Below are 18,595 nucleotides of genomic sequence, written 5' to 3'. Positions count from 1 at the left end.
ACGCGGGGTAGGCTTGGGGCCGTCCGCACGGGAGTCCCACAGGGGCTGAGAGGGAGCGAAGGCTCCGACCGTGGAACCTGATCCGGGTCATGCCGGCGCAGGGAGCGTGATTTCGTGGTGAGTCGAGACCTCGCGGTCGTCGGTGCCGGTGTCATCGGCCTGGCCGTCGCGTGGAAAGCCGCTGCCGCAGGTCATCGCGTCACCGTCTTCGATCCTTTCCCCGCCAGGGGCGGTGCGTCGTGGGTGGCGGGCGGCATGCTCGCGCCCGTGGCCGAGGCTTGGCCGGGCGAGGAGGCCGCTCTCGCCCTCGGTGAGGAGTCGCTGCGTCGCTGGCCCGCGTTCGCCGACGAACTGCGCGCGCAGGGATTCGACTGCGGGCTCTCCGCCCACGGCACCCTCGTCGCCGCCTTCGACCACGCCGACGCCGACGCGCTCGACGTGCTCGCGCGGTACCTCGACGGCATCGGCAGACGGGCCGAGCGAGTCACCGGCCGCGCGTTGCGCCGGGAGGAACCCGGGCTCGGGCCCGTTCGGTCGGGCCTGCTCGTGCCGAGTGACGTGTTCGTCGACAACCGGCGACTGCTGGACTCGCTGCTGGCCGCGGCCCGCGAATGCGGGGCGGAGTTCGTCGCCGAGCAGGCCGAGAAGCTCACGGCGGACAGCGTCACGACGGCCTCCGGAACCCGGTACGTCGACGCGGTCGTGTTGTGCGCGGGCGCCCACAGCGGGCAACTCCACCCCGACCTGACGACCGCGATCCGCCCGCTGAAGGGCGAAATCCTGCGGCTGCGGGCGCGCCGAACGACGCTGCCGCCGCCCCGACACACGGTCCGCGCCGTCGTGGAGGGCCGACCGGTGTACCTGGTGCCGCGCGACGACGGGACGCTCGTGCTCGGCGCGACGCAGTACGAGGCCGGATTCGACACCGGAGTCCGGGCGCGGGGAGTCCGCGAGCTGATCGAGGCGGCGGAACGGGTCTTCCCGTCGATCGCCGAGTACGAATTGATCGAGACCGCCGCCGGGCTGCGGGCGGGCAGTGACGACGCCGTGCCCTACCTCGGGCCGTTGTCCGACGGCGTCTATGCGGCCACCGGTCACCACCGCAACGGCCTGCTGCTCGCCCCGGTGACCGCCGACGCCGTGCTGGCGTGGCTCGCGGGACGCCCCGGCCCGGAGGGCACGCTGCAGGCTCGACCGGATCGACGAGTGAAGGAGCGCAGTGATGCGGGTGAGGGTCAACGGCGAGAGCCGTGAGGTGCCCGAGGGCAGCACCGTCGCCGACGTGCTGGCCACGGTCGTCGAGAACACCACGGGAGTCGCCGTCGCGGTCGACGGCGAGGTGGTCCGCCGTGGTGACTGGACCGACGTCGTCGTGCGGGACGGGACCGTGGTGGAGGTCCTGACCGCCGTGCAGGGAGGTTGACATGGCCGTCCCGGAGGTTCGCGCCGAAGCCGGCGGGGACGGCGGCGACCAGCTCGTCCTCCACGGCCACCCGCTCACGTCCCGGCTGCTCATCGGCACGGGCGGGGCGAGCAACCTGAGCGTGCTGGAGCGTGCGCTCGTCGCGTCGGGGACGCAGCTCACGACCGTCGCCATGCGGCGTGCCGACGCGGAGGGCGGCTCCGGTGTGCTGGAGCTGCTTCGTCGCCTCGGCATCGCGCTGCTGCCCAACACGGCGGGCTGCCGCACCGCCGCAGAGGCGGTCCTCACCGCGCGACTGGCGCGGGAGGCGCTCGGAACCGACCTCGTGAAGCTGGAGGTCCACGCCGACGACCGCACGTTGCTGCCCGACCCCGTCGAGACGTTGGAGGCGGCGGAACACCTGGTCGCCGACGGGTTCGGAGTGCTGGCCTACACCAGCGACGACCCGGTGCTGGCCCTCCGGTTGGAAGAGGTGGGGTGCGCGGCGGTGATGCCGCTCGGTTCGCCCATCGGCACCGGACTCGGCATCCGCAACCCGCACAACATCGAGCTGATCGTCGCCAGGGCCGGAGTGCCGGTCATCCTCGACGCGGGCATCGGCACTGCCTCCGACGCGGCGCTGGCGATGGAACTGGGTTGCGACGGAGTATTGCTGTCGACGGCGGTCACCAGGGCACAGGACCCGGAGCGGATGGCACACGCCATGCGGTCGGCCGTCGTCGCGGGCAGGCTCGCCCGGGAGGCAGGCCGCATCCCGAAGCGGTTCTGGGCGCGGGCGTCGAGCCCGCCTCGGTGAAGTGCCGTACGGTGAGCGGCCCCGTGCCCGTAAGGTGTTCGACCGTTACGGTCAGGCGCGAAAGAAGGAGCTTTCCGTGGCAGAGCCGACCGAGTCGTCGTCCGACGTACCCGGCAGACTGTTCCTCATCATCGGACGGCTGTCGCGGACGTTGCGCCAGGCGAGTGCGCCGGGGCCCGGCCACGGCGCGATCTCGGCGATGTCCACGCTCGGCGCGTGCGGTCGGATGCGGCTCGGCGACCTCGCGGCGAAGGAAGGGGTCGCGGCGGCCACGATGTCGCGCATCGTCTCGGCGTTGGTCGAGAGCGGCTACGTGCGTCGCGAGTCCGATCCGGCGGACCGCAGGGCGTGGCTCGTGGAACTCACCGAGGAAGGGGAGCGGTTGCTCGCCGACGTGCGTGCCACCCGCGTGCACGAGCTGAGCGCCCGCATCGACCGCCTCTCACCCCAGCACCGGGCGGCCCTCGTGGAGGCCGTCCCGGCGCTGGAGGCGTTGCTCGGCGACGACGACCGGTCGCGCACCCGGCCGGGCTGCTAGAACTCGGGTTCCTCGGCCACTCGCCAGAACGCCGACACCGGACCCACCTTCGCGCCCATCGGGTACGAGTGGCGCACGGCGTTCGAGACGTACCACTTCCCGAACCGGGCGGCCTCCGGCACGCTCATGCCGCGTGCGAGGCCCGACGTCAGCGCCGAGGCCATCGCGTCGCCCGCCCCGTGGGTGTGGGGCGTGTCGTGGCGTGGCCCGGGCAGCTCGGTGAACTCCGAGCCGTCGAAGAGCAGGTCGACGCACTCCGGGTCGTCGGTCAGGTGCCCGGACTTCACGAGCACGAACCGCGGACCGAGCTCGCGCAGGGCCACCGCGGCGTCGCGCATCTGCGACCGCTGGGTCACCTCGATGCCCGTGAGCAGCCGCACCTCGTCGAGGTTCGGCGTCACGATCGTCGCCATCGGCAGCAGACGCTCCCGCAGAGCGGCCAGTCCGGCGTCGTCGAACAGCGGGTGACCGTGCATCGAGGCAGCCACGGGATCGACGACGAACGGGATACCACCGGTGCCTCCGATGCCCGCCCGGCCGCATGCCTCGGCGACCGCCTCGATGATCTCGGCCGAGGCGAGCATGCCGGTCTTGGCCGCGTCCACCCCCATGTCGGCGGCGACCGCCTCGATCTGACCTGCGACGATGTGCGGCGGGACGTCGGAGCGGTCGTGCACACCGAGGGTGTTCTGCACCGTGACCGCCGTGACCGCCACCAGTCCGTGCACACCGCAGGTGAGGAAGGTGCGGAGGTCGGCCTCGAGTCCTGCGGCGCCACCGGAGTCGGATCCGGCGATGGTCAGCGCGGAGGGAGGTCGCGTGTCGCTCATCCCTCCAGTGTCACCGACCGATCGAGTGACCTTCGGGCCGGGCGGGTGTTCCGGCCCGAAGGTCGACCACGGTCTCAGCCTCGCGACGGCGTCGCATCGGGCCGCAATCGCCAGAACGGCGACACCGGACCGACCCCGGCGCCGAGGGCGTAGGACTCGGCCACGCACCGCTCGATGAACTTCTTGCCCGCGGCCACCGCGTCGGGCACGCCGAGCCCCTTCGCGAGGTGCGCCGTGATCGCCGAGGCGAGCGTGTCGCCCCCACCGTGCGTGTGAGGGGTGTCGTAGCGGGGGCCGTCGAAGGCGACGAGGTGGGTGCCGTCGGAGAGCAGGTCCACGCAGCGGGAATCGCCGTCGGCGTGCCCGCCCTTGACGAGGACCCAGCGCGGCCCGAACTCCAGCAGTGCTTCGGCGGCCTTGCGGCTGTCGGCGGCGGTCCGCACCTCGATGCCCGTCAGCAGCCACACCTCGTCGAGGTTGGGCGCCACCAGAGTCGCCCTCGGCAGCAGTTCCGTGCGGATCGCCTCCAGCGCCTCGGCGCGCAGCAGCGAGTCACCGTGCATGGAGGCGGCGACGGGGTCGACGACGAAGGGAATCCGTCGGTCGCGGCCGATGTCGGCGGCGTCCACCGCGGCGGCCACCGCGGTGATGATGTCGGCGGTGGCGAGCATGCCGGTCTTGGCCGCGTTCACGCCCATGTCGCCGGCGACCGCGGCGATCTGTGCTGCCACCACGTCCGGCGGGATCTCGGTGAAGCCGCTGACACCGACGGAGTTCTGCACGGTCACCGCCGTGAGCGCGGTCAGCCCGTGCACGCCACACGCGAAGAACGTGCGCAGGTCCGCCTGGATACCCGCGCCCCCACCGGAGTCCGAGCCCGCGATGGTGAGCGCCGTCCTCGGAGTCGCGGTCATCGGTCCACCACCGGAAGGTAGATCTCGCCGCCGGTCTCGGTGAACTCCTTCGCCTTCGCCCGCAGGCCCGCGTCGATGGCCTCGACCGTGGTGAGCCCGTGCTTCTCGGCGTAGGCACGGACGTCCTGCGTGATGCGCATGGAGCAGAACTTCGGCCCGCACATGGAACAGAAGTGCGCCGTCTTGGCCGGCTCGGCCGGAAGCGTCTCGTCGTGGAACGCGCGGGCGGTGTCCGGGTCCAGCGAGAGATTGAACTGGTCGTTCCAGCGGAATTCGAAACGCGCCTTCGACAGCGCGTCGTCCCACTCCTGCGCGTACGGGTGTCCCTTGGCGAGGTCGGCGGCGTGCGCGGCGATCTTGTAGGTGATGACGCCGGTCTTGACGTCGTCCCGGTCGGGGAGGCCGAGGTGTTCCTTCGGGGTGACGTAGCAGAGCATGGCGGTGCCGTACCGCGCGATCTGCGCCGCGCCGATCGCGGAGGTGATGTGGTCGTAGGCGGGTGCGATGTCGGTGGCCAACGGGCCGAGCGTGTAGAACGGCGCCCCGCCGCAGAGTTCCTCCTCGCGCTCGACGTTCTCCTTGATCTTGTGCATCGGCACGTGGCCGGGGCCCTCCACCATCACCTGCACGTCGTGGTCCCTGGCAATGCGTGTGAGTTCGCCGAGCGTCTCCAGCTCCGCGAACTGCGCCCGGTCGTTGGCATCGGCGATGGAGCCCGGCCGCAGGCCGTCACCAAGAGAAAACGTCACGTCGTAGGCGCGCAGGATCTCGCACAGCTCCTCGAAATGCGTGTAGAGGAAGGACTCCTGATGGTGGGCCAGACACCAGGCCGCCATGATGGAGCCTCCGCGCGACACGATGCCCGTGATCCGGCGCGCGGTCAGCGGCACGTACCGCAGGAGCACTCCGGCGTGCACGGTCACGTAGTCGACACCCTGCTCGCACTGTTCGATCACGGTGTCGCGGTAGACCTCCCACGACAGCTTCGCCGGATCTCCGCCGACCTTCTCCAATGCCTGGTAGATCGGCACGGTGCCGACGGGCACGGGGGAGTTGCGCAGGATCCACTCACGGGTCTCGTGGATGTGTCTGCCCGTGGACAAATCCATCACGGTGTCGGCGCCCCAGCGGATCGCCCACACCATCTTCTCGACTTCCTCCTCCACCGACGACCACACGGCGGAGTTGCCCAGGTTGGCGTTGACCTTGACGAGGAAGTTGCGGCCGATGACCATCGGCTCGGTCTCGGGGTGTCGGCGGTTGGCGGGGATGACCGCCCGCCCCGCGGCCACCTCGGCGCGGACGAACTCGGGGTCGACGCGTTCGCGCGCCGCGACGAACTCCATCTCCGGGGTCACGACCCCGGCCTTGGCCCAGCCGAGCTGGGTGTCGTGCTTCTTGCCTTCCCACCAGGAATTCCGAACCTTTGGCAGTCCGGAGTGGACGTCCACAGTGGCATTCGGGTCGGTGTACGGCCCCGAGGTGTCGTAGACGTCGAGATGGTCGCCGTTCGACAGCTCGATCCGCCTGCTCGGCACCCGCAAGCCCGACGCCGTCACGGTGTAGTGCTTGCGGGATCCGGTAAGGGGACCGGTGGTGATTCTGGGTCGAACGTCGGCATGCTGCGCAGCAGCCATGACTCACTCCCTACGCCGGCATTACCCGGTCAGGTTCATGCGGTCGGCGGCACCGGGTCCGGGAAGAGACACCAGCCGCCCTCTCAGCCCGCCAAGGCGCGAGCTCCCGCGAGGTGCTGAAGTTGTGCCCCGACCATGCCATGCGGGCGGTCGGGACTCAACCCACCAGTTCGGTGGGCATGGCCACGACGTCGACCATCGCGCCGTTGCGCAGCACCGTGACCGGCAACCGGGTGCCGATCACCTCGGCGAAGAGCCTGCGCTGAATGCCTTGTGCGTCCGACACGCGTTCGCGGCCGACCGTGAGCACGAGGTCGCCCGGCCGCAAGCCCGCGCGGTGGGCCGGGCCACCGTTGATCACCTCGACGACGCGGAGTCCCGTCGCCTGGCCGGTGCGCTCGGCGACGTCGTCCGGCAGGGGAGCGGGCACGCCCACCACGCCGAGGTACGCCCGGCGCACGCGCCCCTCGACCACGAGTGTCTCGACGATCCGGCGCGTGGTGGCGTTGACGGGTACCGCGAGACCGAGCCCGATGCCCGCCACCGCGGTGTTGATGCCCACGACCCGGCCGGAGGCGTCGGCGAGCGCGCCCCCGGAGTTGCCCGGGTTGAGTGCCGCGTCGGTCTGGATGACGTCCTCGATGACGCGGGCGGCCGCGCCCTGCTGCACCGGGATCGCGCGGCCGAGCGCGCTCACCACACCGGCGGTGACCGAGCCGGAGAAGCCGAGCGGGCTGCCGACGGCGACCACGAGCTGGCCCACCACGAGACCGTCGGCGTCGCCGAACCTGGCCGCCGTCGGCGCGTCCCCATGCACCCGGAGCACGGCCAGATCGGACAGCGGGTCGGAGCCGACCACGGCGAACTCGGTCTCGCTGCCGTCGGCGAAGGTCGCTGTGCCGTGTCGACTGCGACCGACCACGTGCGCGTTGGTGAGCAGATAGCCGTCGTCGGCGTACACGACCGCCGAACCGCCGCCACGCGCGAGCCGCACACTTGCCACGTGCGGTGTCGTCGTCCGCGCGACCGTGCTCACCACACGTGAGTACGCGTCGAGGGCTCGGGTGCCGTCGGCGTCGTGCCCGAGTGCGGAGGCGCGCTCGCGGTCCCGGGCCTCGTCGTCGGGCACGGGCGTGCCAGGGTCGTCGCGGGGATCGTCGTGGAGGAAGTCGGGAACGTCGAAGCCGTCGGTGTCGGACACACTGGCCTCCTTCGGCCGAGGGGTGTCAGGACCCACCGCCATTGTGCGCCTGCGAGACAACGGTGTTCACCGACGTTCGCCGTCGGCTGACGTCCCCGCGTCGGGCCATTCCGGTGAACTTCCCGCTCACGGCCGTGGTCGACGGTGGGGGCCGCGCTACCGTTCGCTTCTCGTCACCGCCGAGGGGGTCGGGGCCGATGAGCGGGGTCGACGACGTCCACCGAGTCCTGCGCGCACTGGTCGTCCAGCGCCGCCCGATCCGAGACGTCGCGGACGACGTCGCGGCGACCGGGGTCGACGTGTTCGTCGGCGCGCTCACCGACCTGTTCCTCGCCGTGGCAGGGCGTCGGTTCACCGGGCACGAGTCCCGCACCGAGCTGACCACCGCGATTCGTCGATTGCGACGACGCTACGCGTACCTGCGTCCGCTGGACGTCCCCGCCGCCGTGCACCACCTGCACGCGGGGCTGCGCGGACACCACCCGCCCGAACCCGTGCGCCTCGACACCCTGGTCGAGGTCGCGCTGCTCCTCACCCGCGCGATCGCCGAGGACACCCGGCTCACGGGCGACGAGTTGGAGATCTACGTCCTGAGCGCGGCGGGACGGTCCTGCGCCCCCTGACCCGCGCGGGACGCTACTCCTGCTCGCCCGGCAGCCAGGTGTTGCCGGGCACGCCCCACTTGTTGGCCTTGAGCATCTTCTTCGCGGCGCGGGCGTGCCTGCCCACCAGCCGGTCGAGGTAGATGTAGCCGTTCAAGTGGTCGGTCTCGTGCTGCAGGCAACGGGCGAAGAAGCCGGTGCCCTCCACCTCGACGGGGTTGCCCTCGACGTCGAAACCCGTCACCTTCGCCCACGACGCACGGCCGGTGGGGAACGACTCGCCGGGCACCGACAGGCAGCCCTCCCAGTCGTCGTCGGGGTCGGGCATCGTCTCGGGGATCTCCGACGTCGTCAGCGTCGGGTTCACCACGACGCCCTTGTGTCGGACGCCCTCGTCGTCGGGGCAGTCGTAGACGAAGACCCGCAGGTCCACGCCGATCTGGTTGGCCGCGAGCCCGACGCCCTGGGCCGCGTACATCGTCTCGAACATGTCGTCCACGAGCGTGGCCAGCTCCTGGTCGAACGTGGAGACCTCGCGGGTGGGCCGGTGCAGGACGGGTTCGCCTGCGATGCAAATGGCGTGGATGGTCACGCCTCGTCATCTTAGCGGCGACCGAGACCCTGACGCGCCGGGCGTGCTCCCCGGCCGAAGCGCTCGTTCGTGATCTAATGGCAAGCCGAAAGATCAGGTGGTTCACCCGAGTCGACGAGGAGCCAGATGGACCCCGCTGAGTCGACGGCCCCGGATGGCCGACTGCCCTCGCAGGGCGTGTCGGAGGAACCCGAGGCCGGTCTCACCGAGCGGGAACTGGATGTCCTCGCGTTCGAGCGCCAGTGGTGGAAGTACGCGGGTGCCAAGGAACAGGCGATCCGCGATCGATTCGGGGTCTCCCCCACGCGCTACTACCAGATCCTGAACAAGCTCATCGACAAGCAGGAAGCCGTGCGCGCGGACCCGATGCTGGTGAAGCGGCTCCGAAAGGTGCGGGCTACTCGGGCGCGCACCCGCGCGGCACGCCGGTTGGGGATTGATCTGCCATGAGCATCTTCGACGGGGTGTCGAGGCCTCTCCGGGCCGCGGGACTGGGGTTGCTCGCGGTCGCCGTCGTCGCGGCGGCGATCGGTGGTGTCACCCTCGTCTCGGGTGAGGACACCGAGAACACCGCGGCCACCGCGCCCGCCGAACCCGGTGGCGAGGACAAGCGCGACGAGAAGTCGAAGGCTCCGGCGCCCGGCGACGGCGGTGACGAGAGCGACGGCGGCGACGAGGGCTCGACCGGTGAGGACGAGGCCGACTCCGATGACACCGACGGCTCCGGCGGTGCCGAGGACAAGCCCGTGTCCGACGAGTCCGTGCCGGTGCGCGTCTACAACAACAGCACCATCAAGGGCCTGGCCTCGCGGGCCGGTGACGATCTCGGCTCGCTCGGTTGGGACGTCGTCGAGACCGGCAACTACTCCGCCGGCGTCATCCCGCGCAGCACGATCTACTACCGGCCGGGTACCGAGGAGGAGGCCGTCGCGCATTCCCTCGGCGAGACGTTCGGCATGCGAGTCGAGCCGCGGTTCGACGGCATCGCCGACGCCAGCCCCGGTCTGATCATGATCGTGACCAAGGACTACGCCGGGCCCGACACCACCAAGTGAGGTCGGGCGCCGGTCAGCGCGACCGCGCGTAGGCCTCCAGCTCGGCGAGCTGCACGGGGTCGAGCGAGGGCCGCACGGCCTGCCGGGCGGCCGCCAGGTGCTGCGCGGTCACCTCCGCGGCTTCGAGGGATTCCCGCATCGCCGTCAGCGCAGCCTCCCGGATCAACGCGGCGCAGTCGGCGGCCGAGTACCCGTCGAGGTCGGCAGCCAGGGCTTCCAGGTCGACGTCCGACGCCAACGGCGTGTTGCGGGCGGTCGCGCGCAGGATCGCCGCCCGTCCTTCGGCGTCCGGCGGCGGCACGTAGACGAGTCGTTCCAACCTGCCGGGGCGCAGCAGCGCCGGGTCGACCAGCTCGGGGCGGTTGGTTGCGCCCACCACGACGACGTCCCGCAACGGTTCCACACCGTCCAGCTCGGTCAACAGGGCCGCGACGACGCGGTCGGAGGCACCGGAGTCGCTCGACTGGCCGCGTCGCGGCGCGAGCGCGTCCACCTCGTCCAGGAAGATCAACGACGGGGCGGCCTCGGCGGCCCGTCGGAACAGCTCCCGCACGGCCCGCTCGGACTCGCCCACCCACTTGTCCATCAGCTCGGCGCCCTTGACCGAGAACACGTTGAGCGCACCGGTGCCCGCGAGCGCCCGCACGAGGAACGTCTTGCCGTTGCCGGGCGGGCCGTAGATCAGGACGCCGCGGGGCGGGGCCACGCCGAGCCGGGCGAAGGAGTCAGGATAGCGCAGCGGCCACAGCACGGTCTCGGTCAGTGACTGCTTCACCTCGGTCATGTCGCCGACGTCGTCAAGGGTGAGCCCGCCGGTGGCGAGTGTGTCGGTGGTCGACAGGGAGATCGGTCGCACCGACTCCACGGCCTCCAGCAGGTCCTGTTGCCGGACTCGGGGTTCGGCCTCGTCGGTGTGCCGGAGCGCGGCACGCAGTGCGGCGTCCCGGCGCAGTGCGACCAGGTCGGCGGCGACGAAGCCGGGAGTGCGTTCCGCCACGGCGCCCAGGTCGATGCCCGGTTCGAGCGGAGTCTCCCGCAGGAGCACTCGCAGCAGCTCGATCCGCGTGCGGGTGTCGGGCATGCCGAGGCGCAGTTCGCGGTCGAGCAGGTCGACGGCGCGCAGGCGCGGGTCCACAGACTCGGGGTGGGCGGTGGTGGCGACGACGGCGATCTCGGCGCGGGCGAGCGCGGCGCGAAGCCGGTCGAGCACCACGGTCGCGACGGGCGGCGGCTGCGACGCGGGCAGCAGGGTGTCGACGTCGGAGAGCAGCAGAATGCTCGGTCGACGGCGGGACGCCGCCGCGATGGCCTCGGTCAGCCGCGCCACCGCCGTGTCGGGCTCCAGCACCGCGAGCGTGGGTGCCTCGACGATCACCACGTGGGCGTTCTCGGCGCGCGCCACCGAGCGGACCAGCGTCGCCTTGCCGACCCCCTCGGGGCCGGAGAGCAGGACGCCGAGTCGTGGGGACGTGCCGAGCTTGTCGAGCAGGTCGGGGCGGTGGAAGGACAGGTCCAGCCACTCTGTCAGCCTGCGAGCCGCGGACTCGGCACCCGCGAGGTCGGCGACCGGCGGCGGAGCGTCGTCCTCCTCGACCGTGTCGGTGACGGTCTCGGTCTCGTCCAGGGGCTCCACGTCGATCGGGTCGTCGATCGAGATGCCGACCGGGGTCGTCACCGTCGTCGACGACGACGACGAGGACGGCGAGGACGGCGACGACGGCTCGATCGTCGCTGTGTCGGCGCCGTCGCCTCGCCAGGAGACGACGGTCGACTGTCCCACGGCGACGGGACCCGCCGGATCACTGGCCGTGATCGTGAGCAGTTCGGTGGTCCAGGTCGCGCCGATCGACCGGGAGAGCATGCCGCGGACGGCGGTGACGTCCGAACCGGGTGGGGGAGCGAGGTCCTGCGGCAGCAGCGACACGGCGTCGCCCACGACGAAGACCTTGCCCAGCAGCGCCTGCCGCAGCACGTGAGGGGTGAGCGACATCCTCGCCAGCCGCGAGCCCGCTACGGTGACGCTGCGCGCGGCGTGCACCTCGCACGGCTCGACCACCACCTCGGCACCTTCCGTGAGGCCGAGGTTGGCCATCGTGACGTCGTCGGCCAACACGACGCCGGGTGGATTGTTCGGCGCGCTGGCGGCCAGCGCCACGCTGACTCGCGCTCCCGTGAGCCGCACCGCGTCCCACGCGCGGAGGCCGAGCGCGTCGAAGACCTCCGGATGCAATCGGACGACTCCACGCCGCGAGTCGAGGGCGGAGGTCGTGTGGCGGACGGTCAGCGCGATCCGTGGTGACGTCACGCGACCACTCTAGACACGCGGAGCGCCCGCCCGACACGTCCGTTGATCAGTCGCGCCCCTGTCGCAGCCCGATCCGCCGCCAGTTGCGGCGCCGTGGCCCCCGCTCGTCGTCGCGGCTACGGGGTGCCGAGACGGTCTCCGGCGGATACACCCGCGGGACGTGGGCCGTGGAGGCACGTGGGCGCCTCACCGCGCGCCGGGCCGCGCCGGCGACCTTGTGGAACTGCGGCTTGCGCAGCCCGAGTCGACGCTGGGACCGGTTGCGTCGGATCGCCCTGCGTTCCTTCGGCGGCACGTCCCAGGCCTCCGGATGCTTGGCGAGCCACTGGTAGCGGCGCACCGCGTACGGCAGGTGCACCAGATACAGCAGCAGCACGCTCATGAGCACCACGACCGGGTACTGGATGGTCGCCGCCGCCGCGAGCCCCACGACCACGAGCAGCGGCGCCACGACCCTCGCCGGGACCTTCAGCTTCTTCAGCGACAGAGTCGGGATCCGGCTGATGCACAGGGCGGAGATGCCGACCGTCCAGATCCAGACCGTGACCTCGTCCGACCACCAGCCCTCGCCGAACTCCAGCGTGGCCATCATCGGCAGCAGGGCCAGCAGCCCTCCCGCCGGAGCGGGAACGCCCACGAAGAACTCGGCCGCGTACGGGGGCTGTTCCTCGTCGTCGAGCAGCGTGTTGAACCGGGCGAGCCGCAACACCATGCACACCGCGAAGATGAGCGCGGCCACCCACCCGAACTTCCCCGGTTCGGGAAGCCACACGTACAACACCAGGGCCGGAGCCACACCGAACGAGATGGCGTCCGACAGGGAGTCGAGCTCCGCGCCCATTTTCGAGGTCGCGTCGAGCAGACGAGCGATCCGACCGTCCAGGCTGTCCAGCACCGCCGCGATCCCGATGGCGCCGATCGCGAGACCGAACTGGCCGTTCAGTGCGAACTGGACGGCGGAGAGACCCGCGCACAACGCCAGCACGGTGATCGCGTTCGGCAGGAGCCGGACACCAGGTGTGGTCCGGGACATGTATCAGTCCTTCACTACGTCATAACGCGGCGAGAGGGGTCTCGCCGCCGATCGTGCGCTGGCCCTTGCGGACCAGCACCCGGCTTCCGGGCGGCAGGTAGGTGTCCACCCGCGAGCCGAACCGGATGAGCCCGTAGGTCGAACCTGCCTCGACGTGATCGCCCTCACCGACCTCGCAGACGATACGCCGTGCCACCAGACCGGCGATCTGCGTCACCACCAGGCGGCGGTCGTCGGCCATCCGCAACAGCACCGAGTTGCGCTCGTTGTCCTCACTGGCCTTGTCGAGATCGGCCGAGAGGAACTTGCCGGGGCGATAGGCCACTTTCTCGACGGTACCGCGCACCGGTGTTCGCTGGACGTGAACGTCGAAGACGGACAGGAACACGCTGACCCGGGTCAACGGTTCCTCGGGCAGGCCCAGCTCAGGTGGAGGGGTTGCCTCCTCGATCAGCGACACCAGGCCGTCGGCGGCCGCGAGCACGAGGTCGTCGCGCTGCGGCGGGACCCGACGAGGTTCCCGGAAGAACGCCGCCGTGGCGAGCGTGCCGAGGCCGGCCAGCAGGCCGAGCCGTGGCGACAGCTTCCGCAACAACAAAGTGGCGACGGCCCCGCCCGCCACGAACGGGCGGCCCGCGGGATGCATCGGGGGAAGGGTTTCACGGACGAGGCGCGCGGCATGGCCGAGCGAGTTGGCGCTCATGACGTCGATTTTCCCGTAGTGGACGGGCCGGGTGCCGTCCGCCCCCCGACGTCGCACGCCACCCGGCCGCGGACCGTCGATGGTAGGACTCCGCCGTCCGTCTCGTCACCACGTGTGCGTAAAACGTTACGAGGCGTGGCTCGATCGCGGGAGCTGCTCACCGCTGCCGCTCCAGCACCCGCAGTACGGCCAACAGCACCACGGCGCCGAGAACCGCCACGCCGAAGCTCGGGAAGTCGAACTCGAACGACTTCTTCTCGCCCGTCGCGAGCCGGTAGAGGAACCCGCCGAGCGTCGCGCCGACCACGCCCACCAGAACGTTGAGGATGCAGCCCCGGTGGCGACGCCGCCCTCTCCCCACGATCAGGTCGGCGGCGAGGCCCGCGAGTGCGCCGAAGACGATCCACGAGAAGAAGCCCATGGCGCGCGAGCCTAGAACACGGCCGGTCACGTTCGGCGAGCGCACGCGCACGCTGAGAGAAGGTCGACGTCACGCGGTCACAGGAGCAGGACGTCGACGAGCGAACCCTCGGGAACCTCGGTGGACTCGCCGTCGAGCACGATCAAGCAGTTCGCCTGCGCCAGCGAGGCGAGCAGGTGCGACCCGGGCCCACCCTGGGGTGCGACGACGCCGGTGGTTCCGTCCGTTCCCGGTGTGTAGCGGCCACGGCGGTACTGCCGTTTGCCCTTCGGCGGGGTCAGCGCCTCGGTGAGTCGCGCCCGCACCCGGGGGCGGTCGGCGTCCCGATGCCCGAGCGCGGCCCGCAACGCCGGACGCACGAAGACCTCGAAGGACACCAGCACGCTCACCGGGTTGCCGGGCAGGGTCACCACCGGCACGCCGTGCCAGAGTCCGCAGCCCTGCGGCCCGCCCGGCTGCATCGCCACCTTCGTGAAGGTGACGCCGGTGTCGGTGAGCGAGTCCTTCACGACCTCGTAGGCACCCGCGCTGACCCCGCCGGAGGTCACCACGAGGTCGACCTCGGTCAGCCGCGGCTCCACGGCCGCGCGGAAGTGGGCGACGTCGTCGGCCACACTGCGCACGACCTCCACCTCGCAGCCCAGCTCTGTCAACCCGGCCACCAGCATCACGCTGTTGGACTCGTAGATCTGACCGTGCCGCAACGGGGTCGGCGGGTGCACGAGTTCGGTGCCGGTGGACACCACGAGCACGCGTGGGGGTGCGTACACCGGCAACCGGTCGACGCCCACGGCGGCGGCGAGTCCGAGGTGCGCGGGCCCGAGCACCGTTCCGGACCTCAGCACGATGGTGCCCGCGGTGACGTCCTCGCCCGCGCGGCGGACGTGCAGCCCCGGGGTGACGGCGGTGGAGATCGCCACGCGCTCGGTGCCGCCGTCGGTGCGTTCCACCATGACGACGCTGTCGGCGCCTTCGGGCAGGGGAGCGCCGGTCATGATGCGATGCGCCGTCCCCGGTTCCAGCGCGGGCACGTCGACGTGCCCCGCTGGGATGTCGGCGGCCACGGGAAGGTGCACCGGGGCGTCCTCGCGGGCGTCCGCGACGTCGGCGGCGCGCACCGCGTAACCGTCCATCGCGGAGTTGTCGAACGGCGGCAGCGACACCCCCGCGGCGAGGTCCTCGGCGAGAACCAGGCCCGCGCAGTCGGCGAGCGGGCGTCGGACCACCGGCCGCGTGCCGACGACCTCACGCACCCGTGCCCTGTGTTCTTCGACGGAGATCACCAGACCATCCTCACCGTCCGGTGGGCTCGTGCCAAACTTCACCGCGCGCAGGTTGCACGGACAGGGGAGGCCGCAGTGCAGGTACAGATACGTCACCAGCCGTCGTTCGCCGTCGCGAGGCTGCTGCTCGCTCCGCACGAGCCCGCGCAGGTGGAGGCCGGCGCGATGGTGGCGACCAGCTACGGCATGCACGTGCAGGCCAACACGCAGGGGGGCGTGATGAAGGGCCTGGGTCGTGCGCTGCTGGGCGGCGAGTCGCTGTTCGTGTCCACCTACACGGCGCCACCCAACGGTGGTTGGGTCGACGTCGCCGGCGGACTTCCGGGCGACCTGCGGGTGATCGAGATGGACGGCCGTGTCGGCTGGTGCGTCACGCGGGGGTCGTGGCTCGCCAACTCGCACGGCATCAACCTGGAGACGAGGTGGGGCGGGTTCTCGAACCTGTTCGGCGGTGAGGGTGGGTTCCTCACCCACGCGCAGGGACAGGGCCAGCTCGTCGTCTCGTGTTACGGCGCCATCGACGTGGTCAACCTCCAGCCCGGCGAGTACGTGACGATCGACTCCGGCCACGTGGTCGCCTACGCCGACACCGTCCAGACGCAACTGCGCAAGGTCTCGCAGGGCGTCGTCCAGTCGTTGAAGAGCGGCGAGGGCTTGGTCTTCGACTTCGCGGGCCCGGGCCAGGTCCTGACGCAGACGCGGAATCCGGACGCGTTGGTGAGCTGGCTGATCGCCCGGATGCCGTCCCGGTAACCCGGATGCGCATCAACACTCGACACACGCCCGCGTTCGGCGTCGCCCGCGTCGTGCTCTCCGCCGGGGAAGCCGTGGAGGCGCACCCGGACACGGTGCTGGCCCACAGCTTCGGGGTGTCGCGGACCCGGCGGGGCAAGAGCCGTGGTCTCGCGATCTTCACCGCGCCCGCGCAGGGCGGCTGGCTCGACCTCGCGCCCAAGGAGCCCGGCGACGTGTACCCGTTGGAGCTGACCGGACAGGTGGGTTGGTCGGTGGCGTCGAATGCGGTGCTGTCGAGGCCCGCCACCGTCCGGCAGGACCACCCGTGGCCCGCTCACCAAACGCTGTTCGGCGGCGACTCCGGATTCCTCAAGCACTACAGCGGGGTCGGCCCGCTCGTGTTCGCCTCCCGTGGTCCGGTGGACGCCTTGACGCTGAAGGCGGGCGAGGTGGTGACCGTCAACCCGCTGTTCGTGCTGGCCTATCCGGACACCGTGCAGGTGCGGTTGCGGGCTCTCGACCCGGCCGAACCGCAGTCGATCAAGACCGGTGAGGGGTTGGCGTTGGACGTCGCCGGGCCGGGCACGGTGCTGGTGCAGACCAGGCCGCGGAGCTGAGTCGCCGCCTTCCCCGGGCGTCACCGACCGTCGTCGGGGCGGGCGATCCGGGGGCGCTCACAGCGCGTATTTACCGCGAATTGCCCATTGCTCCAGCGCATTCTTCGGGTAGCGTGATCGTCGCTTGGGGCGCGGCAGGCACCGACTGTCCGCGTTTGATTTGGCACGAGGAGGACGCCGTGGCTGTCGGCACGGTCAAGTGGTTCAACGCGGAAAAGGGCTACGGGTTCATCGAGTCCCCGGAGGGACCCGATGTGTTCGTACACTACTCCGCCATCCAGGCGGAGGGTTTCCGGACCCTCGACGAGGGCGACCGGGTGGAGTTCGAGATCACGGCCGGGCGGGACGGACGTAGCCAGGCCGCGGACGTCCGCAAGGTCTCGTAGCTGCGGTTCGGCTCCGGCACGCCTGGTTCGCGTCCACGCGGACACGGGCACCGGGGCCGAGGTGCAGACGTTAGGCTGCGCTCTGTGGCAGGCGAGGAGTCGGCCGACCTGACGGGTCGGCGGCTGGGCAACTACCGCATCGACGGGGTGCTCGGCCGAGGTGGCATGAGCGTGATGTATCGGGCCACCGATGTGCGCCTAGGGCGCAAGGTGGCACTCAAGGTGATCGGCGAGCACCTCGGTGCCGACGCCGAGTTCCGGGAGAGATTCGTCGACGAGGCACGCAACACCTCGGCGATCGATCACGCGAACATCGTGCCGCTGTACGACTTCGGCGAGCTCGACGGGATGCTCTACATCGCCATGCGGCTCGTCGACGGCTCCGACCTGGCGAGCCTCATCTCGGCCAGCCCGATGGAACCCGGACGGGCGCTGGGACTGCTCGACCAGGTCGCGGACGCACTCGACACGCTGCACGAGCGCGGCCTCGTCCATCTCGACGTCAAGCCGGCCAACGTCCTCGTCACCAGTCGCGAGTCGGCCCGCGAACACGTCTACATCGCCGACTTCGGTCTGACCCGCCGGGGAACCACCGGCCACCGGACGCGCAGTGGTGACTTCCTGGGGTCGCCGACGTACGCGGCTCCGGAACATCTGCGCGGTGAGCCTCTGGACGGTCGCACCGACCAGTACGCCTTGGCCTGTATGTTGTTCGCCTGCCTCACGGGTCAGCCCCCGTTCAAGGGCGACGTCCAGACGGTGATCAAGGGGCACCTCAGCGGTGAGGTGCCGTCGGTGTCGCAGGCCGTGTCGTCCCTGCCCGCCACGATCGACGACGTGGTGCGCAAGGGCATGGCGAAGACTCCGGACGCGCGGTACGCCAACTGCGTCGAACTGATCGCGGCGGCGCGCAAGGCGCTGGAGAGCGGTGCGGAGTCCCCGCGGCAGGGGCAGGCTCGAACGGGAGAAGGGACACCGGTGCAACAGTTCGGTGGTCAGCAGGGCACGCCCGGCACGCCACAGGCACCACAGCCCGGCGCCGGTCAGTTCGGGGCGCCGCAATCGCCGATGGGCGGCTACCCGGCGCAACAACCTCCGAGGGTCCCTCCGCAACCGCAGCAGCCGCACCCGGGGCAGCAGCCGTTCGGCGCGCCGCCGATGGGTGCGCAGCACCCGATGTCCTCGCCGTACGGCACTCCGCCGCACGGTTCGCCGATGCCCGCGCAGCCGGGCGGATACCCGCGGCCTCCACAGCAGTTCGGGCAGCCGCCCGCCAAACGGTCGACGCCGTGGTGGGTGTGGGCGCTGGCAGCGTTGGTGCTCGTCGGTGCGGGCGTGCTCACCGTCGTGCTGCTCACGACCGGTGGCGACGAGGACGGCGACGGGGGCGACCAGGCTCCGCCGACCCAGAACTCGTCGATCCCGTCCATCCCGATCGGGCCCGGAGGCGATGGTGTCGACGGTGGTGCCACCAACCAGCTCCCGCCGACGTCCATCCCGATCGTGCCGGGCTGAGGTCGCGGA

At 71.1% G+C, this 18,595-nt stretch carries 21 protein-coding genes and 2 riboswitches; of the genes, 11 read left to right on the top strand and 10 right to left on the bottom strand.

Annotation, left to right across the window (positions count from 1 at the left end; translation table 11 throughout):
• The first annotated feature begins 17 nt into the window (after nt 1–17).
• Nucleotides 18–121, top strand: a riboswitch (TPP riboswitch).
• From thiO to JAV51_RS02000, 4 genes are all read left to right on the top strand, one after another.
• The gene (gene thiO / locus JAV51_RS02015; RefSeq protein WP_374058964.1) at nt 118–1,254 is read left to right on the top strand and encodes a glycine oxidase ThiO; all 1,137 of its coding nucleotides are present in this window, start codon (nt 118–120) and stop codon (nt 1,252–1,254) included. Its footprint overlaps the riboswitch before it by 4 nt.
• The gene (thiS, locus tag JAV51_RS02010) at nt 1,223–1,423 is read left to right on the top strand and encodes a sulfur carrier protein ThiS (RefSeq protein WP_197318840.1); all 201 of its coding nucleotides are present in this window, start codon (nt 1,223–1,225) and stop codon (nt 1,421–1,423) included. Before thiO ends, thiS begins: the two co-directional genes overlap by 32 nt.
• A gap of 1 nt (nt 1,424) precedes the next feature.
• On the top strand, nt 1,425–2,219 hold the full coding sequence (locus JAV51_RS02005) for a thiazole synthase (RefSeq protein ID WP_197318839.1): 795 nt from the start codon (nt 1,425–1,427) through the stop codon (nt 2,217–2,219).
• Nucleotides 2,220–2,295: 76 nt separating this feature from the next.
• Nucleotides 2,296–2,757, top strand: a complete 462-nt coding sequence (locus tag JAV51_RS02000; RefSeq protein ID WP_197318838.1) for a MarR family winged helix-turn-helix transcriptional regulator — start codon at nt 2,296–2,298, stop codon at nt 2,755–2,757.
• On the opposite strand, the gene thiD (JAV51_RS01995) is transcribed toward JAV51_RS02000, so the two are convergent.
• The 4 genes from thiD (JAV51_RS01995) to JAV51_RS01980 all read right to left on the bottom strand — a co-directional run bounded on the left by thiD (JAV51_RS01995) (nt 2,754) and on the right by JAV51_RS01980 (nt 7,339).
• Nucleotides 2,754–3,587, bottom strand: a complete 834-nt coding sequence (gene thiD, locus JAV51_RS01995; protein ID WP_197318837.1) for a bifunctional hydroxymethylpyrimidine kinase/phosphomethylpyrimidine kinase — start codon at nt 3,585–3,587, stop codon at nt 2,754–2,756. The genes JAV51_RS02000 and thiD (JAV51_RS01995) overlap by 4 nt on opposite strands.
• 74 nt (nt 3,588–3,661) lie before the next feature.
• Nucleotides 3,662–4,501, bottom strand: coding sequence for a bifunctional hydroxymethylpyrimidine kinase/phosphomethylpyrimidine kinase (gene thiD, locus JAV51_RS01990; protein ID WP_197318836.1), 840 nt, complete (start codon nt 4,499–4,501; stop codon nt 3,662–3,664).
• On the bottom strand, nt 4,498–6,138 hold the full coding sequence (gene thiC / locus JAV51_RS01985) for a phosphomethylpyrimidine synthase ThiC (protein ID WP_197318835.1): 1,641 nt from the start codon (nt 6,136–6,138) through the stop codon (nt 4,498–4,500). The genes thiD (JAV51_RS01990) and thiC overlap by 4 nt, the downstream gene beginning before the upstream one ends.
• Nucleotides 6,129–6,258: riboswitch (TPP riboswitch) on the bottom strand. Its footprint overlaps the gene before it by 10 nt.
• A gap of 37 nt (nt 6,259–6,295) precedes the next feature.
• Nucleotides 6,296–7,339, bottom strand: coding sequence for a trypsin-like peptidase domain-containing protein (locus JAV51_RS01980; protein ID WP_307845706.1), 1,044 nt, complete (start codon nt 7,337–7,339; stop codon nt 6,296–6,298).
• Between the two features lie 197 nt (nt 7,340–7,536).
• Here JAV51_RS01980 and JAV51_RS01975 point away from each other — a divergent pair, with 197 nt between their 5' ends.
• On the top strand, nt 7,537–7,962 hold the full coding sequence (locus tag JAV51_RS01975; protein ID WP_231641050.1) for a hypothetical protein: 426 nt from the start codon (nt 7,537–7,539) through the stop codon (nt 7,960–7,962).
• Nucleotides 7,963–7,975: 13 nt separating this feature from the next.
• On the opposite strand, the gene JAV51_RS01970 is transcribed toward JAV51_RS01975, so the two are convergent.
• Nucleotides 7,976–8,533, bottom strand: a complete 558-nt coding sequence (locus JAV51_RS01970) for a peptide deformylase (RefSeq protein WP_197318834.1) — start codon at nt 8,531–8,533, stop codon at nt 7,976–7,978.
• 126 nt (nt 8,534–8,659) lie between these two features.
• On the opposite strand from JAV51_RS01970, the gene JAV51_RS01965 reads away from it, so the two are divergent.
• Nucleotides 8,660–8,983 (top strand): DUF3263 domain-containing protein, encoded by a 324-nt coding sequence (locus tag JAV51_RS01965; protein ID WP_197318833.1) that lies wholly within the window; start codon nt 8,660–8,662, stop codon nt 8,981–8,983.
• Nucleotides 8,980–9,588 carry a LytR C-terminal domain-containing protein gene (locus JAV51_RS01960; RefSeq protein ID WP_197318832.1) on the top strand — a complete coding sequence of 203 codons (609 nt, stop codon included), beginning with the start codon at nt 8,980–8,982 and terminating at the stop codon, nt 9,586–9,588. The genes JAV51_RS01965 and JAV51_RS01960 overlap by 4 nt, the downstream gene beginning before the upstream one ends.
• Nucleotides 9,589–9,601: 13 nt before the next feature.
• Here the strand turns inward: JAV51_RS01960 and JAV51_RS01955 are convergent, their stop codons facing one another.
• The 5 genes from JAV51_RS01955 to glp form a co-directional block, all read right to left on the bottom strand.
• The gene (locus tag JAV51_RS01955) at nt 9,602–11,893 is read right to left on the bottom strand and encodes an AAA family ATPase (protein ID WP_197318831.1); all 2,292 of its coding nucleotides are present in this window, start codon (nt 11,891–11,893) and stop codon (nt 9,602–9,604) included.
• Between the two features lie 46 nt (nt 11,894–11,939).
• On the bottom strand, nt 11,940–12,926 hold the full coding sequence (gene pssA, locus JAV51_RS01950) for a CDP-diacylglycerol--serine O-phosphatidyltransferase (protein ID WP_197318830.1): 987 nt from the start codon (nt 12,924–12,926) through the stop codon (nt 11,940–11,942).
• A 19-nt stretch (nt 12,927–12,945) separates the two neighbouring features.
• The gene (locus JAV51_RS01945; RefSeq protein ID WP_197318829.1) at nt 12,946–13,629 is read right to left on the bottom strand and encodes a phosphatidylserine decarboxylase; all 684 of its coding nucleotides are present in this window, start codon (nt 13,627–13,629) and stop codon (nt 12,946–12,948) included.
• Nucleotides 13,630–13,786: 157 nt separating this feature from the next.
• A complete protein-coding gene (locus JAV51_RS01940) occupies nt 13,787–14,050 on the bottom strand; it encodes a GlsB/YeaQ/YmgE family stress response membrane protein (protein ID WP_197318828.1) in 264 nt (87 codons plus the stop codon).
• 77 nt (nt 14,051–14,127) lie between these two features.
• Nucleotides 14,128–15,333, bottom strand: coding sequence for a gephyrin-like molybdotransferase Glp (gene glp / locus JAV51_RS01935; protein WP_197318827.1), 1,206 nt, complete (start codon nt 15,331–15,333; stop codon nt 14,128–14,130).
• A gap of 75 nt (nt 15,334–15,408) precedes the next feature.
• Here glp and JAV51_RS01930 point away from each other — a divergent pair, with 75 nt between their 5' ends.
• The 4 genes from JAV51_RS01930 to JAV51_RS01915 all read left to right on the top strand — a co-directional run bounded on the left by JAV51_RS01930 (nt 15,409) and on the right by JAV51_RS01915 (nt 18,586).
• Complete coding sequence (locus JAV51_RS01930) at nt 15,409–16,086, top strand: TIGR00266 family protein (RefSeq protein WP_197318826.1); 678 nt, start codon at nt 15,409–15,411, stop codon at nt 16,084–16,086.
• Nucleotides 16,087–16,091: 5 nt separating this feature from the next.
• Nucleotides 16,092–16,685 carry an AIM24 family protein gene (locus JAV51_RS01925; RefSeq protein WP_197318825.1) on the top strand — a complete coding sequence of 198 codons (594 nt, stop codon included), beginning with the start codon at nt 16,092–16,094 and terminating at the stop codon, nt 16,683–16,685.
• Between the two features lie 179 nt (nt 16,686–16,864).
• Nucleotides 16,865–17,071, top strand: a complete 207-nt coding sequence (locus JAV51_RS01920; RefSeq protein ID WP_005441480.1) for a cold-shock protein — start codon at nt 16,865–16,867, stop codon at nt 17,069–17,071.
• A gap of 84 nt (nt 17,072–17,155) precedes the next feature.
• A complete protein-coding gene (locus JAV51_RS01915; protein WP_197318824.1) occupies nt 17,156–18,586 on the top strand; it encodes a serine/threonine-protein kinase in 1,431 nt (476 codons plus the stop codon).
• Nucleotides 18,587–18,595: the final 9 nt, after the last annotated feature.

Source organism: Saccharomonospora sp. NB11, assembly GCF_015910535.1.
Classification (GTDB): Bacteria; Actinomycetota; Actinomycetes; order Mycobacteriales; family Pseudonocardiaceae; genus Saccharomonospora.
The sequence above is the reverse complement of the archived record's forward strand: the minus strand, read 5'-3'. Positions and strand labels throughout refer to the sequence as shown.